Origin of the sequence: Streptomyces sp. YPW6 (assembly GCF_018866325.1) — a bacterium.
Taxonomy (GTDB): Bacteria; Actinomycetota; Actinomycetes; order Streptomycetales; family Streptomycetaceae; genus Streptomyces.
In genome coordinates this window covers 4,407,383-4,423,244 of sequence record NZ_CP076457.1, presented here as the reverse complement: position 1 = coordinate 4,423,244, position 15,862 = coordinate 4,407,383, and the positions used below count along the sequence as shown (strand labels likewise).

At 75.7% G+C, this 15,862-nt stretch carries 11 protein-coding genes; 2 read left to right on the top strand and 9 right to left on the bottom strand.

The genetic code is table 11. The features are described 5' to 3' along the window. Positions 1-6: 6 nt before the first annotated feature. The gene (locus tag KME66_RS19625) at positions 7-1,932 is read right to left on the bottom strand and encodes a long-chain fatty acid--CoA ligase (protein ID WP_216324173.1); all 1,926 of its coding nucleotides are present in this window, start codon (positions 1,930-1,932) and stop codon (positions 7-9) included. 200 nt (positions 1,933-2,132) lie between these two features. After that, complete coding sequence (locus KME66_RS19620; protein ID WP_216324171.1) at positions 2,133-3,419, bottom strand: acetyl-CoA C-acetyltransferase; 1,287 nt, start codon at positions 3,417-3,419, stop codon at positions 2,133-2,135. 109 nt (positions 3,420-3,528) lie between these two features. On the opposite strand from KME66_RS19620, the gene KME66_RS19615 reads away from it, so the two are divergent. Together KME66_RS19615 and KME66_RS19610 are read left to right on the top strand one after the other, a co-directional pair. Then, entirely contained in the window at positions 3,529-4,851 is a 1,323-nt protein-coding gene (locus KME66_RS19615; protein WP_216324169.1) for a 3-oxoacyl-ACP reductase, read from the top strand. Between the two features lie 5 nt (positions 4,852-4,856). Continuing rightward, complete coding sequence (locus KME66_RS19610) at positions 4,857-5,690, top strand: MaoC/PaaZ C-terminal domain-containing protein (RefSeq protein WP_073228001.1); 834 nt, start codon at positions 4,857-4,859, stop codon at positions 5,688-5,690. 25 nt (positions 5,691-5,715) lie between these two features. Here the strand turns inward: KME66_RS19610 and KME66_RS19605 are convergent, their stop codons facing one another. The 7 genes from KME66_RS19605 to KME66_RS19570 all read right to left on the bottom strand — a co-directional run bounded on the left by KME66_RS19605 (position 5,716) and on the right by KME66_RS19570 (position 15,848). Beyond that, the gene (locus KME66_RS19605; RefSeq protein WP_073227998.1) at positions 5,716-6,372 is read right to left on the bottom strand and encodes a TetR/AcrR family transcriptional regulator; all 657 of its coding nucleotides are present in this window, start codon (positions 6,370-6,372) and stop codon (positions 5,716-5,718) included. Positions 6,373-6,452: 80 nt separating this feature from the next. Further along, complete coding sequence (locus KME66_RS19600) at positions 6,453-8,420, bottom strand: N,N-dimethylformamidase beta subunit family domain-containing protein (protein ID WP_216324167.1); 1,968 nt, start codon at positions 8,418-8,420, stop codon at positions 6,453-6,455. Beyond that, complete coding sequence (locus tag KME66_RS19595; protein ID WP_216324165.1) at positions 8,417-10,150, bottom strand: condensation domain-containing protein; 1,734 nt, start codon at positions 10,148-10,150, stop codon at positions 8,417-8,419. The genes KME66_RS19600 and KME66_RS19595 overlap by 4 nt, the downstream gene beginning before the upstream one ends. Continuing rightward, positions 10,143-10,433: an acyl carrier protein gene (locus KME66_RS19590; RefSeq protein ID WP_073227988.1), complete on the bottom strand. Its 291-nt coding sequence runs from the start codon at positions 10,431-10,433 to the stop codon at positions 10,143-10,145. Before KME66_RS19590 ends, KME66_RS19595 begins: the two co-directional genes overlap by 8 nt. Next, positions 10,430-10,633, bottom strand: a complete 204-nt coding sequence (locus KME66_RS19585) for an MbtH family NRPS accessory protein (protein WP_073227985.1) — start codon at positions 10,631-10,633, stop codon at positions 10,430-10,432. Before KME66_RS19585 ends, KME66_RS19590 begins: the two co-directional genes overlap by 4 nt. After that, on the bottom strand, positions 10,630-14,100 hold the full coding sequence (locus tag KME66_RS19575) for an amino acid adenylation domain-containing protein (protein WP_253208411.1): 3,471 nt from the start codon (positions 14,098-14,100) through the stop codon (positions 10,630-10,632). The genes KME66_RS19585 and KME66_RS19575 overlap by 4 nt, the downstream gene beginning before the upstream one ends. Next, complete coding sequence (locus KME66_RS19570) at positions 14,100-15,848, bottom strand: class I adenylate-forming enzyme family protein (protein ID WP_253208410.1); 1,749 nt, start codon at positions 15,846-15,848, stop codon at positions 14,100-14,102. Before KME66_RS19570 ends, KME66_RS19575 begins: the two co-directional genes overlap by 1 nt. Positions 15,849-15,862: the final 14 nt, after the last annotated feature.

Sequence of the window (15,862 nt, the reverse complement as noted above, 5' to 3'; positions counted from 1 at the left end):
GAAGCCCTACCTCCGGTACAACCCCTCGATCTCCTCCGCGAAGTCCCGCGCGATCGCCTCCCGCTTCAGCTTCAGCGACGGCGTCAAGTGGCCCTTCTCCTCGGTGAAGTCCACCGGAAGGACCGTGAACTTACGGATCGACTCGGCACGGGACACCAGGCGGTTCGCCTCGTCCACCGCCTTCTGCAAGGCCGTGCGCAGGTCCTCGTCGTGGACCAGGTCGCGCATCGGGATGTCCTGCTTCTTGGTCATCCGGCGCCAGTGCTGGAGGCCGTCCGGCTCCAGGGTGATCAGGGCGGTGACGTACGAGCGGTTGTCGCCGACCACCATGCACTGGCTGACCAGGGGATGCGCGCGCAGCCAGTCCTCCAGCGGGGCGGGGGTGACGTTCTTGCCGCCCGACGTGATGATGATGTCCTTCTTGCGGCCCGTGATCGTCAGGTAGCCGTCCTCGTCGAGCGTGCCCAGGTCGCCCGTCGGGAACCAGTCGTCCGCCAGCAGCGCCGGGGTCACCTCGGCCCGCTCCCCGTCCCAGTAGCCCCGGAACACCTGGCCGCCCTTGAGCAGCACCTCGCCGTCGTCCGCGATGCGCACCGAGGTCCCGGGCAGCGGCCATCCCACCGTGCCCAGGCGGGGTTTGAGGGGCGGGGTCACCGTGTGGGCGGCCGTGGTCTCGGTGAGGCCGTAGCCCTCGAAGATGCCGATGCCCGCGCCCTCGTAGAACGCGGCGAGGCGTCGGCCCAGCGGGGAGCCGCCGCAGATCACGTACCGGACCTTGCCGCCCAGGGCCGCCCGGATGCGGCGGTAGACCAGCGGGTCGTACAGCGCGCGGGCCGCGCGCAGGCCGAGGCCCGGACCCGGGCCCGTCCCGTGTTCGGCCGCCTCCACCGCCTTGCCGTAGCGCTGCGCGATCCGTGCCGCGCGGTCGAACGACGCGGCGCGGCCCATCTTCTCCGCCGTCGCCCGGCCGGTGTTGTAGACCTTCTCCAGGACGTACGGGATGGCCAGCAGGAACGTGGGGCGGAAGCCCGCCAGGTCGGCCAGGAGGTCGTCCGTCTGGATGGAGGGGGCGTGGCCCAGGCGGACCCGCGCCCGCATGCAGCCGATCGCGACCATCCGGCCGAAGACGTGCGAGAGGGGAAGGAAGAGGAGGGTGGAAGCCGGGTCCTTGGAAACCGACGTGAAGACCGGGTGGAGGAGTTCGATGGCGTTGTCGACCTCGGCGAAGAAGTTGCCGTGGGTCAGGACACAGCCCTTCGGGCGGCCGGTCGTGCCCGAGGTGTAGATGAGGGTCGCCGGACTGTGCGGTTCCAGGGTGGCCCGGCGGGCCGCGACCGCCGCGTCCGGGAGGTCCTTGCCGAGGGACTTCAGGTGGCCGATCGCCCCCGTGTCGAACTGCCACAGGTGCGCCAGGTCGCCCAGCTGCTTGCGCTCCTGGCTGATCAGGCGGCCCTGCTCCTTCGTCTCCACCGCACACGCCACCGCGCCGGAGTTCTGGAGGATCCAGCGGGCCTGGAACGCGGACGAGGTCGGGTAGATCGGGACGGTCACCAGGCCCGCCGCCCACGCCGCGAAGTCCAGCAGCGTCCACTCGTACGTCGTCCGGGCCATGATCGCGACCCGGTCCCCCGCCCGCAGCCCCTCCGCCATCAGCCCCTTCGCCACCGCCAGCACCTCGGCGGCGAAGTCGGCGGCGCTCACGTCCTGCCACGCGCCCTCGGCGTCCTTGCGGCTGAGGACCGGGTCGGCCGGGGCCTCCCGGGCGTTGTCGAACGGGATCTCGGCCAGCGAGCCGCGCTGCACCGTGGGCGCGAACTCCGGTACGGAGACCTCCTGGACCCTGCCGTCCGGGCCGCGCTTCTTCGTCGGCTCGATCAGGACGGGGCCGGGGGGCGTGGTGGACGCGGATACGGCGGAAGGTGGCGTTGACACGTGCGGCTCCTCGGTTCGGGGGTCGGGCGGGTCGGTTCGCCGGGTCGTCCGTCCGGCAGAGGGAAGGGAACAGCGGAGGGAGGAAAGAGCAGCGGGGGAAAGAGCGGCGGGGGCGGGGACAGCGCGGGCGTCGGGGGACGGTGGGGAGGAGGGGAACGGTGGCGCGGGAAGGGGCGGCGGGCCGGCGCGGAACAACCCCGTCACGGGCGTTCCAGGATCGCCGTCACCCCCTGGCCTCCCGCCGCGCAGATCGAGATCAGGCCCCGGCCCGGCCCCTCCCGCTCCGCCAGCAGCTTCGCCAGCGTCGCCACGATCCGGGCGCCGGTCGCGGCGAACGGGTGGCCGGTGGCCAGGGAGGACCCGGCCACGTTCAGGCGGCTGCGGTCCACCGGGGCGAGGCCCTGCTTCTCCCAGGCGGCGAGGGTGGCCAGCACCTGGGAGGCGAACGCCTCGTGGATCTCGTACAGGTCGAAGTCCTCGATGCCCAGCCCGGCCCGCTCCAGTAGGCGCGGCACCGCGTACGCCGGGGCCATGAGGAGGCCGTCGTCGCCGTCCACGTGGTCGACCGCGCCCGTCTCGTGGAGGGAGAGGTAGGCGAGTGGTTCGAGGCCCCGTTCCCCGGCCCACTCCTCGCTCGCCAGCAGGACCGTCGCGGCCCCGTCCGTCAGCGGCGTCGAATTGCCCGCCGTCATGGTCGGGTCGGGGCCGGACGTGCCGAACACCGGCTTCAGGCGGGCCAGTTTCCCGGGGGTCGAGTCGGGGCGCAGGTTCTGGTCGCGGTCCAGGCCCCGGTACGGGACCACCAGGTCGTCCAGGAAGCCCCGTTCGTACGCGGCGGCCAGGCGCTGGTGGCTCGTGGCGGCCAGCTCGTCCTGGTCCTCGCGGGTGACGGCCCAGCGGCGGGCGGTGACGGCGGCGTGCTCGCCCATCGACAGGCCGGTGCGGGGTTCGGCGTTGCGGGGGATGTCCGGGACGAGGTGGCGGGGGCGGACCGCCGAGAGCGCCGCGAGGCGGGCGCCCGTCGTCTTCGCGCGGCGGGCGGCGAGCAGGATGCGGCGCAGGTCGTCGTTGACGCCGAGGGGGGCGTCGCTGGTGGTGTCGGAGCCGCCCGCGATCGCGGAGTCGAGGGCCCCGAGCGCGATCTGGTTCGCGGCGGCGATGACCGCCTGGAGGCCGGTGCCGCAGGCCTGTTGGATGTCGTACGCCGGGGTACGAGGATCGAGGGCGGAGCCGAGGACCGTCTCCCGCGCCAGGTTGAAGTCGCGGCTGTGCTTGAGGACCGCGCCCGCGACGAACGCCCCGACCCGCTCACCGGCCAGGCCGTGCCGCTCGACCAGGCCGTTCAGCGCGGCCGTGAGCAGGTCCTGGTTGGAGGCGGTCGCGTACGGGCCGTCGGAGCGGGCGAAGGGGGTGCGGCTGCCGCCGAGCACCGCGACGCGGCGCGGCCGGGGCGGGGAGAGCGGTACGAACGGGGTCCGGCGCGTCATCGTGACCCTCTCGTCTCGGTCGGTCCGGGATTGTTCATCTCGACCAGCTCCTGACTTTTCAGTAACCTTACTCCAGAGTAAATCTACGACCGAGCAGGGAGTCAGGACAATGGCCGATCGCTATCTGCACCTCACCGGCACAGCACCCGGCCGCTTCCTCACACGCCGGCTCGGCCTGCCGCAGCCCGCCACGCTGCGCCGCTGGAGCCCGCAGACCCCCCGCCTGGACGGGCCGCTGCTGCATCTGACGGCCGGGGACTCCGCGATCACGGACGAGCTGGCGAAGGCGCTGGCGGCGACGGGCCTGACGGTCGACGCCCAGGCGGCCCGGCCCGCCGGAATCGTGCTGGACGCCACGGGGGTCACCTCCGCCCGGGGCCTCGCCGAGGTGCACGCGGCCCTCCACCCTGTCGTACGGTCGCAGGCTCCCGGGGGCCGGATCGTCGTCATCGGCACGCCCCCGTCCTCCGAGGACCACCATCAGGCCGCCGCCCAGCAGGCGTTGGAGGGTTTCGTCCGGTCCCTGGGGAAGGAGACCGGGCGCGGCTCCACCGCCCAGCTCGTGCGGATTCCGGCCGGGGCGGCGCCGGGGGCCGCCGAGTCCACGCTCCGCTTCCTCCTCTCCCCCCGCTCCGCCTACGTCAGCGGCCAGGTGATCGAGCTGACCACCGCCGCCCCGGAGCCCGAAGCCGACCGGGACGCCCCGCTGTCCGGCCGCACCGCCCTGGTCACCGGCGCCGCACGGGGCATCGGGGCGTCCGTCGCCTCGGTGCTGGCCCGCGACGGGGCGCACGTGATCGTGCTGGACGTCCCCCAGGCCCAGGACGACCTGGTGCGCACCGCCGACCGGCTGGGGGCCACCGCGCTGCCGCTGGACATCACCGCGCCCGACGCCGCCGCCCGCATCGCCGCCGCCGCGCCGGACGGGCTGGACGTCCTCGTCCACAACGCGGGCATCACCCGCGACCGCCGCCTCGCCAACATGCCGGCCGACCGCTGGGCCCAGGTCATCGACGTCAACCTCGACAGCGTGCTGCGCACCACCGACGACCTGCTCACCTCGGGCACGCTGAACCGGGGCGGCCGGATCGTCACCACCGCCTCCATCGCGGGCATCGCGGGCAACGACGGCCAGACCAACTACGCGGCGAGCAAGGCCGGCGTCATCGGCCTCGTCCGCTCCCTCGGCCCGCGCGCCGCCGCCGAGCACGGCGTGACGGTCAACGCGGTGGCCCCCGGCTTCATCGAGACGAAGATGACCGCCGCCGTACCGCTGTTCATCCGCGAGGCGGGCCGCCGCATGAACTCCCTGTCCCAGGGCGGGCTTCCGGTCGACGTGGCCGAGGCCGTCGCGTGGTTCGCGCAGCCCGGCTCCGCCGCCGTCAACGGCCAGGTGCTGCGCGTGTGCGGCCAGAGCCTGCTGGGGGCGTGAAAGCGATGACCTCACTCAGCGCCTCGCTCGTGCGCGGGGCCCTCACCTCACCGTTCAAACGCGCAGGACGGCCGGACGCCACCGTGCCGACGGACCGCCTGACCCGCCCGGCCGCGCCCGTCGCCCCCCGGCCACTCGCGGCCTACCGGAAGATCTGCGGGTTCGCGGAGTCCGGCCCGCTGCCACTGACGTATCCGCATGTGCTGGCCTTTCCGCTGACCATGCGGCTGATGACCGCACGCGGCTTCCCCCTGCCGGTCCTCGGGCTCGTCCACACGTGGATCGAGATCACCCCGCTGCGGGCCGTGCGGCCGGCGGAACCCCTCGAACTGAGCGTCCGTGCGGAAGGGTTGACCCCGCACCGGCGGGGCACCGAGGTCACGATGGCCACCGAGGCACGGGTGGACGGGGAGCTGGTGTGGGAGTCGCGCAGCGGCTACCTGTCCCGGCACGCGACGACGGACACGGCCGCCTCACCTCGCTCGGGCCCGGACGCCGTCGGCGACCCGCCCGCCGTCGCCGAGTGGCGGCTGCCCGGTGACCTCGGGCGGCGTTACGGGGCCGTCTCCGGGGACCGCAACCCGATCCACCTCCACCCGCTGACCGCCCGGCTGTTCGGCTTCCCCCGGGCCATCGCGCACGGCATGTGGACGGCCGCCCGCTGCCTCGCCGAGGCCGGGGACCCGGCCGGAATCCGTTCGGTGCGGGCCGAGTTCAGGGCCCCGGTCCTGTTGCCCGCCACCGTGACGTACGCCGCCGACGCCACGGGCGACGCCTTCGCGCTGCGCGGGGCGGAGGGGCGCGTGCACCTGGTGGGCGCGGTGACGCGGAACGTCTAGGACCTGTCCGGCCCCGGGGCAGCGCCTACGGCAGGTCCTGGTCGGCCGGGGGCGTCCAGGGCCGGGCGTGCATCAGGTTCTCCAGGCCCGCCCAGGCGAAGTTCATCAGCGTCGCCGCCGCCTCCCTCGCCGAGACGTCCGGGGAGTCGTTGGCCCAGCCCGCCAGGGACTCCGCGGCCCCCACGAGCGCCTGGGCGAGGCCCGCCACGTCCCGGTCAGCGAGGGCGGGGTCGCGGTGGGCCTCGCGGGCGGCGGCGCCGATCAGGCCGGTCACGAACGCGACGATCTCGTCCCGCATCCCGCCGACCTCGCTGACGAACGGCTCGCCCTGCGAGCGGGCCTGACGGTGCAGCACCGACCAGGCGTCCGGATTCTCGGCGGTGTGGACGAAGAACGCCCGCAGCCCCGACCACAGTTGGGCGTCGGCGGGCAGACCCGGCTCCACCCCGGCCCGCACCGCGTCCAGCAGGGCCTGCGCCTCGCGGCGGATACAGGCCGAGAACAGGTCCTCCTTGGAATTCAGGTACAGGTAGACCAACGGCTTCGAGACGCCCGCCAGCTCCGCGATCTCGTCCATCGAGGCGGCCCGGTAGCCGCGCTGCCCGAAGGTCCGCACGGCGGCGTCCATCATCTGCTGCTCGCGCACGGCGCGCGGCATCCGCTTGCTCTTCACAGCACCCACGTCCGGCTTCCTCCCCGCCCCCACTGCCCTGCTCTCCTTCCACCCTACGGCGGCGGACGGCCCGGCGTCGCAGGGAGTGATCAGCGGGGAGGGGCGGCCGGCCGCGCGCACAGGAGCAGCGGGCCCCCGGCCACGGCCGCGTACAGGGTCCCGGCCCGGCCGGCCAGGCCCGTACAGCCGCCGGGGGACGTCCCGGCCGGTGGCGGACCCGGCACGCCGGTGTCGGTGAAGGGGGCGGGCCCGTCCGCCGGGCCGGCCGGGAGCCGGGTGCGCAGCCGGCCGTCCCCGGTGACCGCCCACAGTCTGCTGTTCAGCGTGGTGAGCGCGACCGCGCCGCCCGCGTCCCCGAGCACCTGCCACGGCCCGTCGGGGGCGAAGGCGGAGAGATGGTGCAAGGTGTCGTCGTGCGGGGTGACGGCGAAGATCCCCGCGTCGCAGAGCGCGATCGCGGTCGTGCCCGGCGGCACCGATCCCGCCTCGGCCCACTCCTCCCGCTCCTCGACCGGCCCCGGGACCGGGGCGCGGCGCAGCAGCCTGCCGTCCTCGGTGGCCGCGTACAGGTCCTGCGGCAGCCCGCCCGACGCCTCCCGCGCCGAGGCCAGCGCCCGCACACCGGGGGCCTGTCCGACGGGCCGCCACGGCAGGTTCTGCCCGGACGGCTCCCGGCACAGCAGCCGTCCCCGGGCGTCCACGCCGAACAGGACGGACGCGCAGACCGCGAGCGCGTGGACCTCGTCGGGGGCCCCGGCGGCCTCCCAGCCGTCACCGGGGGCGGCCCCGCCCAGCCGGTCCAGCACGTTGCGCGTGACGCGGTCCACGACCGGGTCGTCCGCCAGGACGCTGCCCCAGTTGATCGTGCCCGCGTTGAAGACCGTGCCCGCGCCCAGCCGGAAGACGCCCATCGTGGCCGCCCCGCCCTGCCCGTACTCCCGCCAGTGCCGCAGATCGGCGGTGGCCAGGACGACGAACGAGGCCGGGGTGCCGTCCACGCCCGTCGCCCGGGGCACCCCGCCGGTCCACTCCAGGGCGCAGGAGTCCGTCTCGTAGCCGAGGGCGCCCCGCGCGAAGGGTTCGCCGTCCGCCAGCCCCGTACCGGCGAAGGCCCAGTGCCCCGCGAAGCGGGCCGTGTAGGCGTCCTTGCGCATCACCGCCATGCCCTCGCCCCACGCGCCCGCGCCCCGGCGGAAGCTGAGGCCGGTCATCGTGTTCTCCGGGCGGTCGACGGGCGAGCTGGACCACTCGACGGTCGTGCGGCGCGGGTCCGTCGCGGTCATCGGGTCGGTGAGCGCGTCCCGGTGGCAGACCATCGTGCGTCCGTCGTCCTCCAGCCGCATCTGCCACCAGGCGGTGTTGGCGGCGAAGAAGGCCACGTTGCCGCCGCGCCGGGCGAACGTCTCGACGCTGTCGCGCATCTCCATCGACCAGTACTCGTCATGGCCGTTGATCACCAGCAGGCGGTAGTGGGAGAGGAGTTCGCCGCCGTCGTGCAGGTCGAGGCCGGAGCAGAGGTCGACCGGGTACCCCGCCGTGGGCAGCCAGCGCAGCAGCCCCTCCTCCCAGCGCTCGGGCGGCGGCCCGCCGCCCGGGGAGGCGAAGGAGACACGGGCGGCGCGGTGGGGCTGCTCGGTGTAGTACAGGCCCCGGTGCGGCAGGCCCGCGTGGGTGTACGCCCGCCAGGTGGCGAAGGGGATCGAGACGAGGATGCGGGAGGCCGTGCCGGGGCGGGCGGCGCGGACGACGAACCAGACCTCGTGTCCGGCCTCGTCGGTCGTGGGCCGCGTCTCCCCCGGTACGTCGAAGGCGGCACGGCACAGGGAGCTGGGCCACTGGGGCGGCACGTCCAGGGTCCAGTCGGGGGCGGTCACCGCGGCGGTGAGCAGCGGTTCGCCGCTGACCCCGTCGGTGATCCGCACCCGGACCGGGGTCGACGGGTCGACGCCGGTCAGGTGGAACGGGAGCCGCCCGCCCTGGACGCAGGAGGTGCGGTCCGCCCAGGCCCGCAGGGGTACGCCCGCGGCCGGGCGCGGGGCGGGCTCGACGGTGGTCACGGCCGGTCGCCTCCCGCCGTCTCCAGCAGGGTGCGGAGCCCCGTCAGGGGAGGTGGCGCACCTGCCGCGCTCGCCACGACCAGCTCCTCCAGCGCGTAGAGGTGCGCGCGGATCGCCTCCGGCGGCAGATACGCGGTGTCGGCGGTCAGCGAGACGGCGAGCGCGTCGCCCTCCTCGGTGACGTGCAGGCAGTAGCGGCACGCCACCCGGTCCTGGGTCGCCGGGAAGCCGAAGACGGTACGCCGCCGGGCCTCCGCCAGCTCCTGCGGGGTGGCCGGCGGGCCCGCGGGCAGCACCCGTTCGACCAGGCGCATGTCGTTGAAGCAGCAGTACGGGTGCACGTCGGTGCCGTACTCCGCGCTCAGCCGCTCCCCCAGCGCGTCCCACTCCACCGGGTCGTACACGGCGGCCCGGTACCCGCGCAGGGCGGCCCGGTAGGCGGCGGGGAGGAGGTCGGTGAACGTGGGCTCCCGGCCCCCGGTGACCGGCCCGGGGCCACCGGCCGCCTCCGCGCGACCGGACGGCTCCGCGAGACCGGACGCCTCTGCGAGACCGGACGCCTCTGGGAGACCGGCTGCCTCTGGGAGACCGGACGGCTCCGGGAAGCCTGCCGTCCCCGTGGAATCCACCGCGTCCCCGAGGCCGGACGGCTCCGTCGGGGCTGCCGCGTCCGCCAGGTCGAGGACGAACAGGCCGTCCTGCGACAGCGTCGAGACCAGGTCGCGCAGCGCCCCGGTGGTGCGGTTGCCGACGATCGGCATCACGGCCGCCGTACGGTGGCCCTCTCCGGCCGCGACCAGCGCGGCCGACGCGGTGAGCAGCACGGTCGACCCGCTGACCCGGTGCGCCGCCGCCACCGCGCCGACCGCCCGCGCCAGGGCGGGGGACACGATCCGCCCGGTCCAGAAGCGCGGGGAGCGGGGCTCCGCACGCGGGTCGGGGAACATCGTCGGGGGCGCGGCCCGGTAGCCCGCCTCCCAGTGCGCCAGGGCCGCGGCGCCCCGCCGCCGGCCCGCCGCCGCGTGCTGGTCGCGGGCCAGGTCCAGCGGGGTGGTGGCCGGGGGCCGGCCGGCCGAGCCGCGCCGGACCAGCAGCCGCAGATCCCGTACGAGGATCTCGGCGGCGTGCCCGTCGGCGGCGAGGTGGCACAGGACCAGCACGACGTGGGTCACCCGGTCGCACACCGTGACCAGGGCCACGCGCACGGGCCACTGGGCCGAGTAGTCGAAACGCGTCGCGGACAGCCGCCCGAGCAGCACCTCGGCCCCGGCCGCCGCCTCCGGGAGGCCGGCGGCCCGGGTGATCGTCACGGACAGGGTTCCGGCGTCCGTGAGGATCTGGCCGGGCTCCCCGCCCTGCGGGGACAGCAGGAGGCGGGTGCGCAGGGACTCGTGCCGCTCCATCAGCCGTGCCAGCGCGCTCAGCGCCTCGGGCACGGTCGCGGGGCGGCCCCGGTCGGCCAGCGGCAGGACGCGGCCGATGTTGAAGTAATGGTCGTTGGGCGCGGTGCGGCGGATCGCGTGCCAGATGGCCCGTTGCCCCCACGTGAGCGGGGCCCGGCCGGACCGCTCGCCGTGGAAGGCGACTTCGGAGCGCGTCGCGGAGAGGCCGGGGGCGGCGGGGCCACCGGGCGCCCCGGCCGGCTCCGGCGACCCCGGCGGTGCCACCACGGCGGTCGTCGGCACCGCTGAATCCGCCCGCTCCGCCGCCGGGGCCGTCCCCTCAGGCATGGGTCCCGCCCTCCGCCGCCGCGCCCAGCTCCGCGAGATGGCCGACCAGGCCGTCGAGGTCGTCCAGGAAGCGGAACGGCCCGTCCAGGTCGAGGACGATCCCGAACTCCTCCTCGACCGCGTCGATCAGTCGCAGAAGCGCCAGCGACGTCACGCCGAGAGCGGTCAACGAGGCTCCCGCACCCAGCAGTTCCCCCTCCGTGACCTCACCGTCGGTGGCGTGCGAGACCAGCGCGGCGACCCTGCTCCGCAGCGCGGCCTCCTCGGCGGCCGGGGCGGTCACCGGCCCTGCTCCGCGAGGCGGCGGCGCAGGCTCAGCGGGCGGATGTCCTCCCAGACCCGGTCGACATGGGCCATGCACTCCTCCTCCGACCCGGTGAAGCCCTCCGCCCGCCAACCGGCCGGCGGCTCCGTCCGGGCGGGCCACAGCGCGTGCTGCTCCTCGTCGTTGACGACCACCTGGTACGGCGTCGCGTCGCTCATCGCTGCTCTCCTTCTGGTGCTGCCTGGGTCGTCCGTGCCGTCCCCGTCGCCGGCCGGCGGAGTTCGCCCACCACGGCCGAGATCTCGCTGAGCGTCGGGGTGTCGAAGAAGGCGTCGAGGGGCACCTCGACGCCGAGCCGCTTGCGGATGCGGGCGGCGATGGCGGTGATCGTCAAGGAGTGCCCGCCCAGGTCGAAGAGGTCCTCGTCGGGGCCGATGTCGTCGAGCCGCAGCACCTCCTGCCAGATCTCCCGCACCACGGCCGCGTCCCCCTCGGGGGCGGCCGGGGTGCCGTCGGCCCCGCCCGGCTCCGGCGGGCTCGCCCCGTCGGGCCGGGTCCTGGGGACGGCCGGCAGCCGGGCCCGGTCCACCTTGCCGTTCGGGGTGAGCGGCAGCGCGGCCAGCGGAACCCATGCGGCCGGGACCATCGCTGCGGGAAGCGAGCGGGCGAGATGGGCGCGCAGTTCGTCGGCGGCCGGGGCAGCCGGGGCAGCCGGGGCAGCCGGGGCAGCCGGGGCAGCCGGGGCAGCCGGGGCCACGGTGGCCAGGGCGACCGGCGGCGCGGAGTCCTCCCGCGCCGCCGCGATCGCCGGAGCCTCCGGGCCGCCGAGGCCGTCGGCGCCCCCGGGCCCGTCCGAGATCCCCGGGCCGGCGACGAACTGCGGACCGCCCGTGGCTCCCGACACGTCCGGAACGCCCCTGGCCGCCAACGTCCCCGGGCCGTCCGAGATCCCCGGGCCGGCGACAAACTGCGGACCGCCCGTGGCTCCCGACGCCTCCGAGCCGTCCGGCGCCCCGACCACGTACGCCACCAGCCGCTCCTGGCCGGCCTCTCCGGCGCTCTCGTCCTCACCGGGGTCCAGCACCACCACCGCCTGCGCCACCCCGGGGTGCTCGGTGAGGCGTGCCTCGATCTCGCCGAGCTCGATCCGGTGCCCCCGCAGCTTCACTTGGGTGTCCAGGCGCCCCGCGAACTCCAGCCGCCCGTCGGGCAGTCGGCGCACCAGGTCACCCGTGCGGTACATCCGGGACCCCGGCGGCCCCCACGGGTCCGGTACGAAGCAGCGGGCGGTCAGCCCGGGGCGGCCCCGGTAGCCGTACGCCACGCCCGCACCGCCGAGGTGCAGTTCGCCGGGCAGCCCGTCGGGGACGGGACCTCCGTGCTCGTCCAGCACGTACGCCCGGGTGGCGGCCAGCGGGCGGCCGATGGTCACCGGTTCGCCCGGGGGCAGCTCGGCCAGCAGGGACCAGACGGTGGTCTCGGTCGGCCCGTAGACGTTGAACAGCCTGTCGACGGCGGCGTGCAGTCCGGCGGCCAGGGGCCCGGGAAGCGCTTCGCCCCCGGCCAGGGCGACGAGTCCGGGGCGGTGGAGTCCGGCGGCCAGCATCAGCCGCCAGCCGCTCGGCGTGGCCTGGACGTGCGTGACGCCGTGGGCGTCGATCAGCTTCAGCAGGGCCGCGCCGTCGCGCTGCCGCTCCTCCGGCACCAGGACGACCCGGCCGCCGGTGGTCAGAGGCAGCAGGAGTTCCACGGTGGAGATGTCGAAGGACAGCGAGGTGAGCCCCAGCCAGCGGTGCTCCGGGGCCGCCCCCAGCCGGTCGGCCAGCGCGCCGAGCAGGTTGGCGAGCGCCCCGTGCGAGACCTCGACCCCCTTGGGCCGGCCGGTGGAGCCGGAGGTGTAGAGGACGTAGGCGGGGTGACCGGCGGTCGGGACGGCCGTCCGCCCGACCGGCGGCGCACCGGCGGCGGTGGAAGGCTCCGGGGAGAGCACCGGGAGCCCGCTCGGCAGCCCCCGGGGCACCGGCCCGTCGACCACGAGGGCGGACAGCCCGGCATCCGCCCGGACGAAAGCGAGCCGGTCGGCCGGGTAGCCGGGATCCAGTGGTACGTAGGCCGCTCCGGCGGTCAACGTTCCGAGCAGGGCGGTCAGTTCGGCCACCGAACGGCCCACCTGGACGCCGACGAGGTCTCCGGGGCCGATGCCCTCGGCAGCCAGTCGGGCGGCGAACTCGGCAGCTGCCGCGTGCAGTTCGGCGTAGGAGAGCTCCGTGCCGTCGGCCGCCACCACGGCCACCGCATCGGGTGTCGCGGCGGCCCGCTCCGCGAACATCCCGGTCACCGTGGCGTTCGCCGGGCGGGCCGCAGGCGTCCCGTTCCCCGCGTAGAGCGCCCGCTCCCGCTCGTCGCCCGCCAGCAGCGGCAGGTCGGCGAGGCGGATGCCGGGGTCGGCGAGCACCGCGTCCAGGAGGGCGCGGAAATGGCCGACGATCCGGGCGGGCGCACCGGGAGCGAAGGCGTCGGCCCGGTACTGCAACGAGGCGTCCAGCCGATCCGGACCGGACACCAGCTGGAGGTGGGCCAGGTTGCGTACGGCGTGCGGGAAGCCGATCCAGTCCACCTCGACGTCCGCCGCTTCCAGCGCCTCCCAGCCGGTGCGCCGGCGGTAGCTGACCGAGAGCGGGGTGAGCGCCGTGCGCGGGGTGAGGCCGCGCACCGCCCGGCCGAGCGGGACCGGGCGGTGGTCGTAGAGGGCGTCCAGCTCGGAGCTCACGTCCCGGGCGAAGTCGGCGAAGCTCCGGTGCGGGTCGGGGCGGGTGAGGACGGGCAGCTCGTTGACGTACAGGCCGATGTGGTCCGGGCTTCCCGGGCGGCGGGTGGACAGTTCCACGGCGGTGGCGGGAGAGCTGTTGCCGTAGCGGAGCAGCAGGGTGTGCCAGAGGGCGAGGAGCAGTTCGAAGCGGGTGACGCCGAGGGTGCGCGCGGTGTCGGCGAGGCGGGCGAGGGGCGCGCCGTCGAGGGTGAACGGCACGGCGCCACCGGGGGCGGGCGCGGTGGCCTCCCGGGCGTCGACGAGGAGGCCGGGCAGCGCGGGGACGGGCGGGTCCGACCAGCGGCCGTCCCAGAACGCACCGGCCGCTGCCGCCTCTTCGGCGGTGGGCTCGGCGGGCTCGGTCCTCGGGAGGCCGGCGGACGTCTCCACGCCCAGGATCTCGGCGAGCAGGACGTCCTTCGACGTGCCGTCGAACACCAGGTGGTGCGCGACGGCGTGCAGGACCGGGTGGCCGTCGCCGGTGCTCACGAGCGCGAACCGGACGAGCGGGCCCCGGGCCAGGTCGAAGGGGCGGGTGGTCTCCGCCGCGAGCAGGTCGTCGAGGGCGTCGGGCGCGCAGGTCAGGCGGCGCAGCCCGGGTGCGGGTCCGGTGGCCGGGGCGAGCGCGGGTCCCTCCGGGTCCACCCGGGACAGCAGCACCGGGTGCCGGGCGAGGAGCCGGGCGCACCCGGTGTCGAGGGCCGTCGCGTCGGGCGCCGTCGCGCCGGTGAACCGGGCGGCGAGGACCAGGTGGTGGGCGGCGCCGGGGCTCAGCACCTGTTCGGTCACCCACATGCCGTGCTGAGCGGGACCGAGCACCGCCGGGAGGGAGGGGGCGGAAGCAGCGGGAGAGGAAGGGGAGGTCGGGTTCGTCATCACAAGGCCTCGTCGTCCAGGAGCAGGCGCAGCTCGCGCTTGAGGATCTTGCCGCCCTCGTTGCGCGGCAGGGAAGGGCGGAACAGCAGGCGGGCGGGGAGTTCGTGGGCGGCGAGCCGGTCGAGCAGGAAGGCCCGCAGGGCGGGTGCGGTGAGCTCGCCGCGCGGCACGACGACGGCGGCGACGACCGCCCCCAGGACGGGGTGCGGTACCCCGAACGCCGCCGCGTCGGCCACCGCCGGGTGGGCGTGCAGCGCGTCCTCCACCTGGAGCGTCGAGACCTTGTACGCACCGGACTTGATGACGTCGCGCTCCCGGTCGAGGAGGTGCAGACAGCCGTCCTCGTCCACCCGCCCGAGGTCGCCCATCCGCACCCAGCGGCCCCGGAAGACCTCCGCGTCGCCGTTCGCGGAGCCGCTGCCGGCTCCGTCGAGGTAGGCGCGGGGGGAGGTGGGGGTGCGCAGCCAGACCTCACCCGGTTCACCGGGCGGCAGGGGCGTTCCGTCGGGGGCCGTGATCCGCAGGTCGCGCAGGTCTGCGGGACGGCCCGGGGAGTCGGGGCGGCCGGGGTCGAAGAGCAGCGTGATCTGGGCGGGCGCGGCCTCGGTGGAGGTGTAGTAGTTGACGATGTGGGCGCGCGGGAAGGCCCGGGTCAGGCCGAGCGCCACGGGCCCCGGCAGGGCGGCGGCGGTCGAGCCGACGAGCCGGACGCTGTCGGCGGCGTACCGGCGGGCGGCCTCGGAGCCGAGCAGTTCGATGGCCATGGCCGGGACGAGGAACACGCTGCCGATCCCGTACTCCTCGATGAGCCGCGCGAACCGTCCCGGGGTGAACTGCGGGGCGGCCACGGCGGTGGCGGCCGAGTCGAGGGCGTTGACCAGCATGGTCTGCCCGGCGTTGGTGCCGACGGGGAAGGCGTGCAGGAAGTGGCGGGAGTGCCGCAGTGGGCGGCGGCGTTCGTCGGACGTGCAGCCGTGCACCAGATTGGCGTGGGTCGCGGTGACGCCCTTGGGGGTGCCGGTCGTGCCGGAGGTGTAGAGGATCTGGGCGAGGGCGGCCGGGTCGGGGTTCTCCGGGACGCCCGGGGAGGCGGAGGGCTCCGTGCGACCGGGCACGGCGGCACCGGGTTGGCTGCCGGGCGCCGGGACGCCGCCGCCGGCCGTCCCGCTCGCCGCTCCCGCGCCGGCTCCGGCTCCGGCTTCCGTCGCGGTGACGGCTCCGGCTCCCGCCCGGACCTCCTCCTCCGCCTGGATCTCCTCCTCGGTCGCCGCCCAGACCCCGGCCGCAAGCAGCTCCGGCGGCAGGGTCGCCCCGTGCGGGTGCAGCAGGGCCGCGGCCCCGCTGTCGGCGAGGACGTGGGCGGCGGTCGCCGGGGACTGCCGGTCGGACAGGGGTACGGCGACGCAGCCGGCGCGCAGGACGGCGCAGTACGCCACGGCGTACGCGATCCAGTCGCCGCCGCCGTAACGCAGCACGACGCGCGCCCCCGGTCGCAGGCCCCGGTTCCGCAGTCCGGCGGCGAGGACCCCGGACCGGGCGTGCCACGCGTCGAAGGTCAGGCCGCGCGTGCCGCAGATCAGCGCGGTGTGCCCGGGGTCGGTGGCGGCCCGGAGGCCGAGCAGGGCGGGGAGACTGCGGGGCGGCGGGGCGGCGGTCCTCGACCGGCCCCCGGGGGAGGCGGGGTTCGCCGTACGGCCTCCGGGCGTCGTGGACTGCGCCGAACGGCTACCAGAGGTGATGGAGTTCACCGGACGGCTCCCGG

What these genes read in the sequence shown, in the direction of transcription:
- KME66_RS19620 (WP_216324171.1), bottom strand. Translation starts at nt 3,419, where the DNA reads ATGACGCGCCGGACCCCGTTCGTACCGCTCTCCCCGCCCCGGCCGCGC.
- KME66_RS19610 (WP_073228001.1), top strand. Translation starts at nt 4,857, where the DNA reads ATGACCTCACTCAGCGCCTCGCTCGTGCGCGGGGCCCTCACCTCACCG.
- KME66_RS19595 (WP_216324165.1), bottom strand. Translation starts at nt 10,150, where the DNA reads ATGCCTGAGGGGACGGCCCCGGCGGCGGAGCGGGCGGATTCAGCGGTG.
- KME66_RS19615 (WP_216324169.1), top strand. Translation starts at nt 3,529, where the DNA reads ATGGCCGATCGCTATCTGCACCTCACCGGCACAGCACCCGGCCGCTTC.
- KME66_RS19575 (WP_253208411.1), bottom strand. Translation starts at nt 14,100, where the DNA reads ATGACGAACCCGACCTCCCCTTCCTCTCCCGCTGCTTCCGCCCCCTCC.
- KME66_RS19585 (WP_073227985.1), bottom strand. Translation starts at nt 10,633, where the DNA reads ATGAGCGACGCGACGCCGTACCAGGTGGTCGTCAACGACGAGGAGCAG.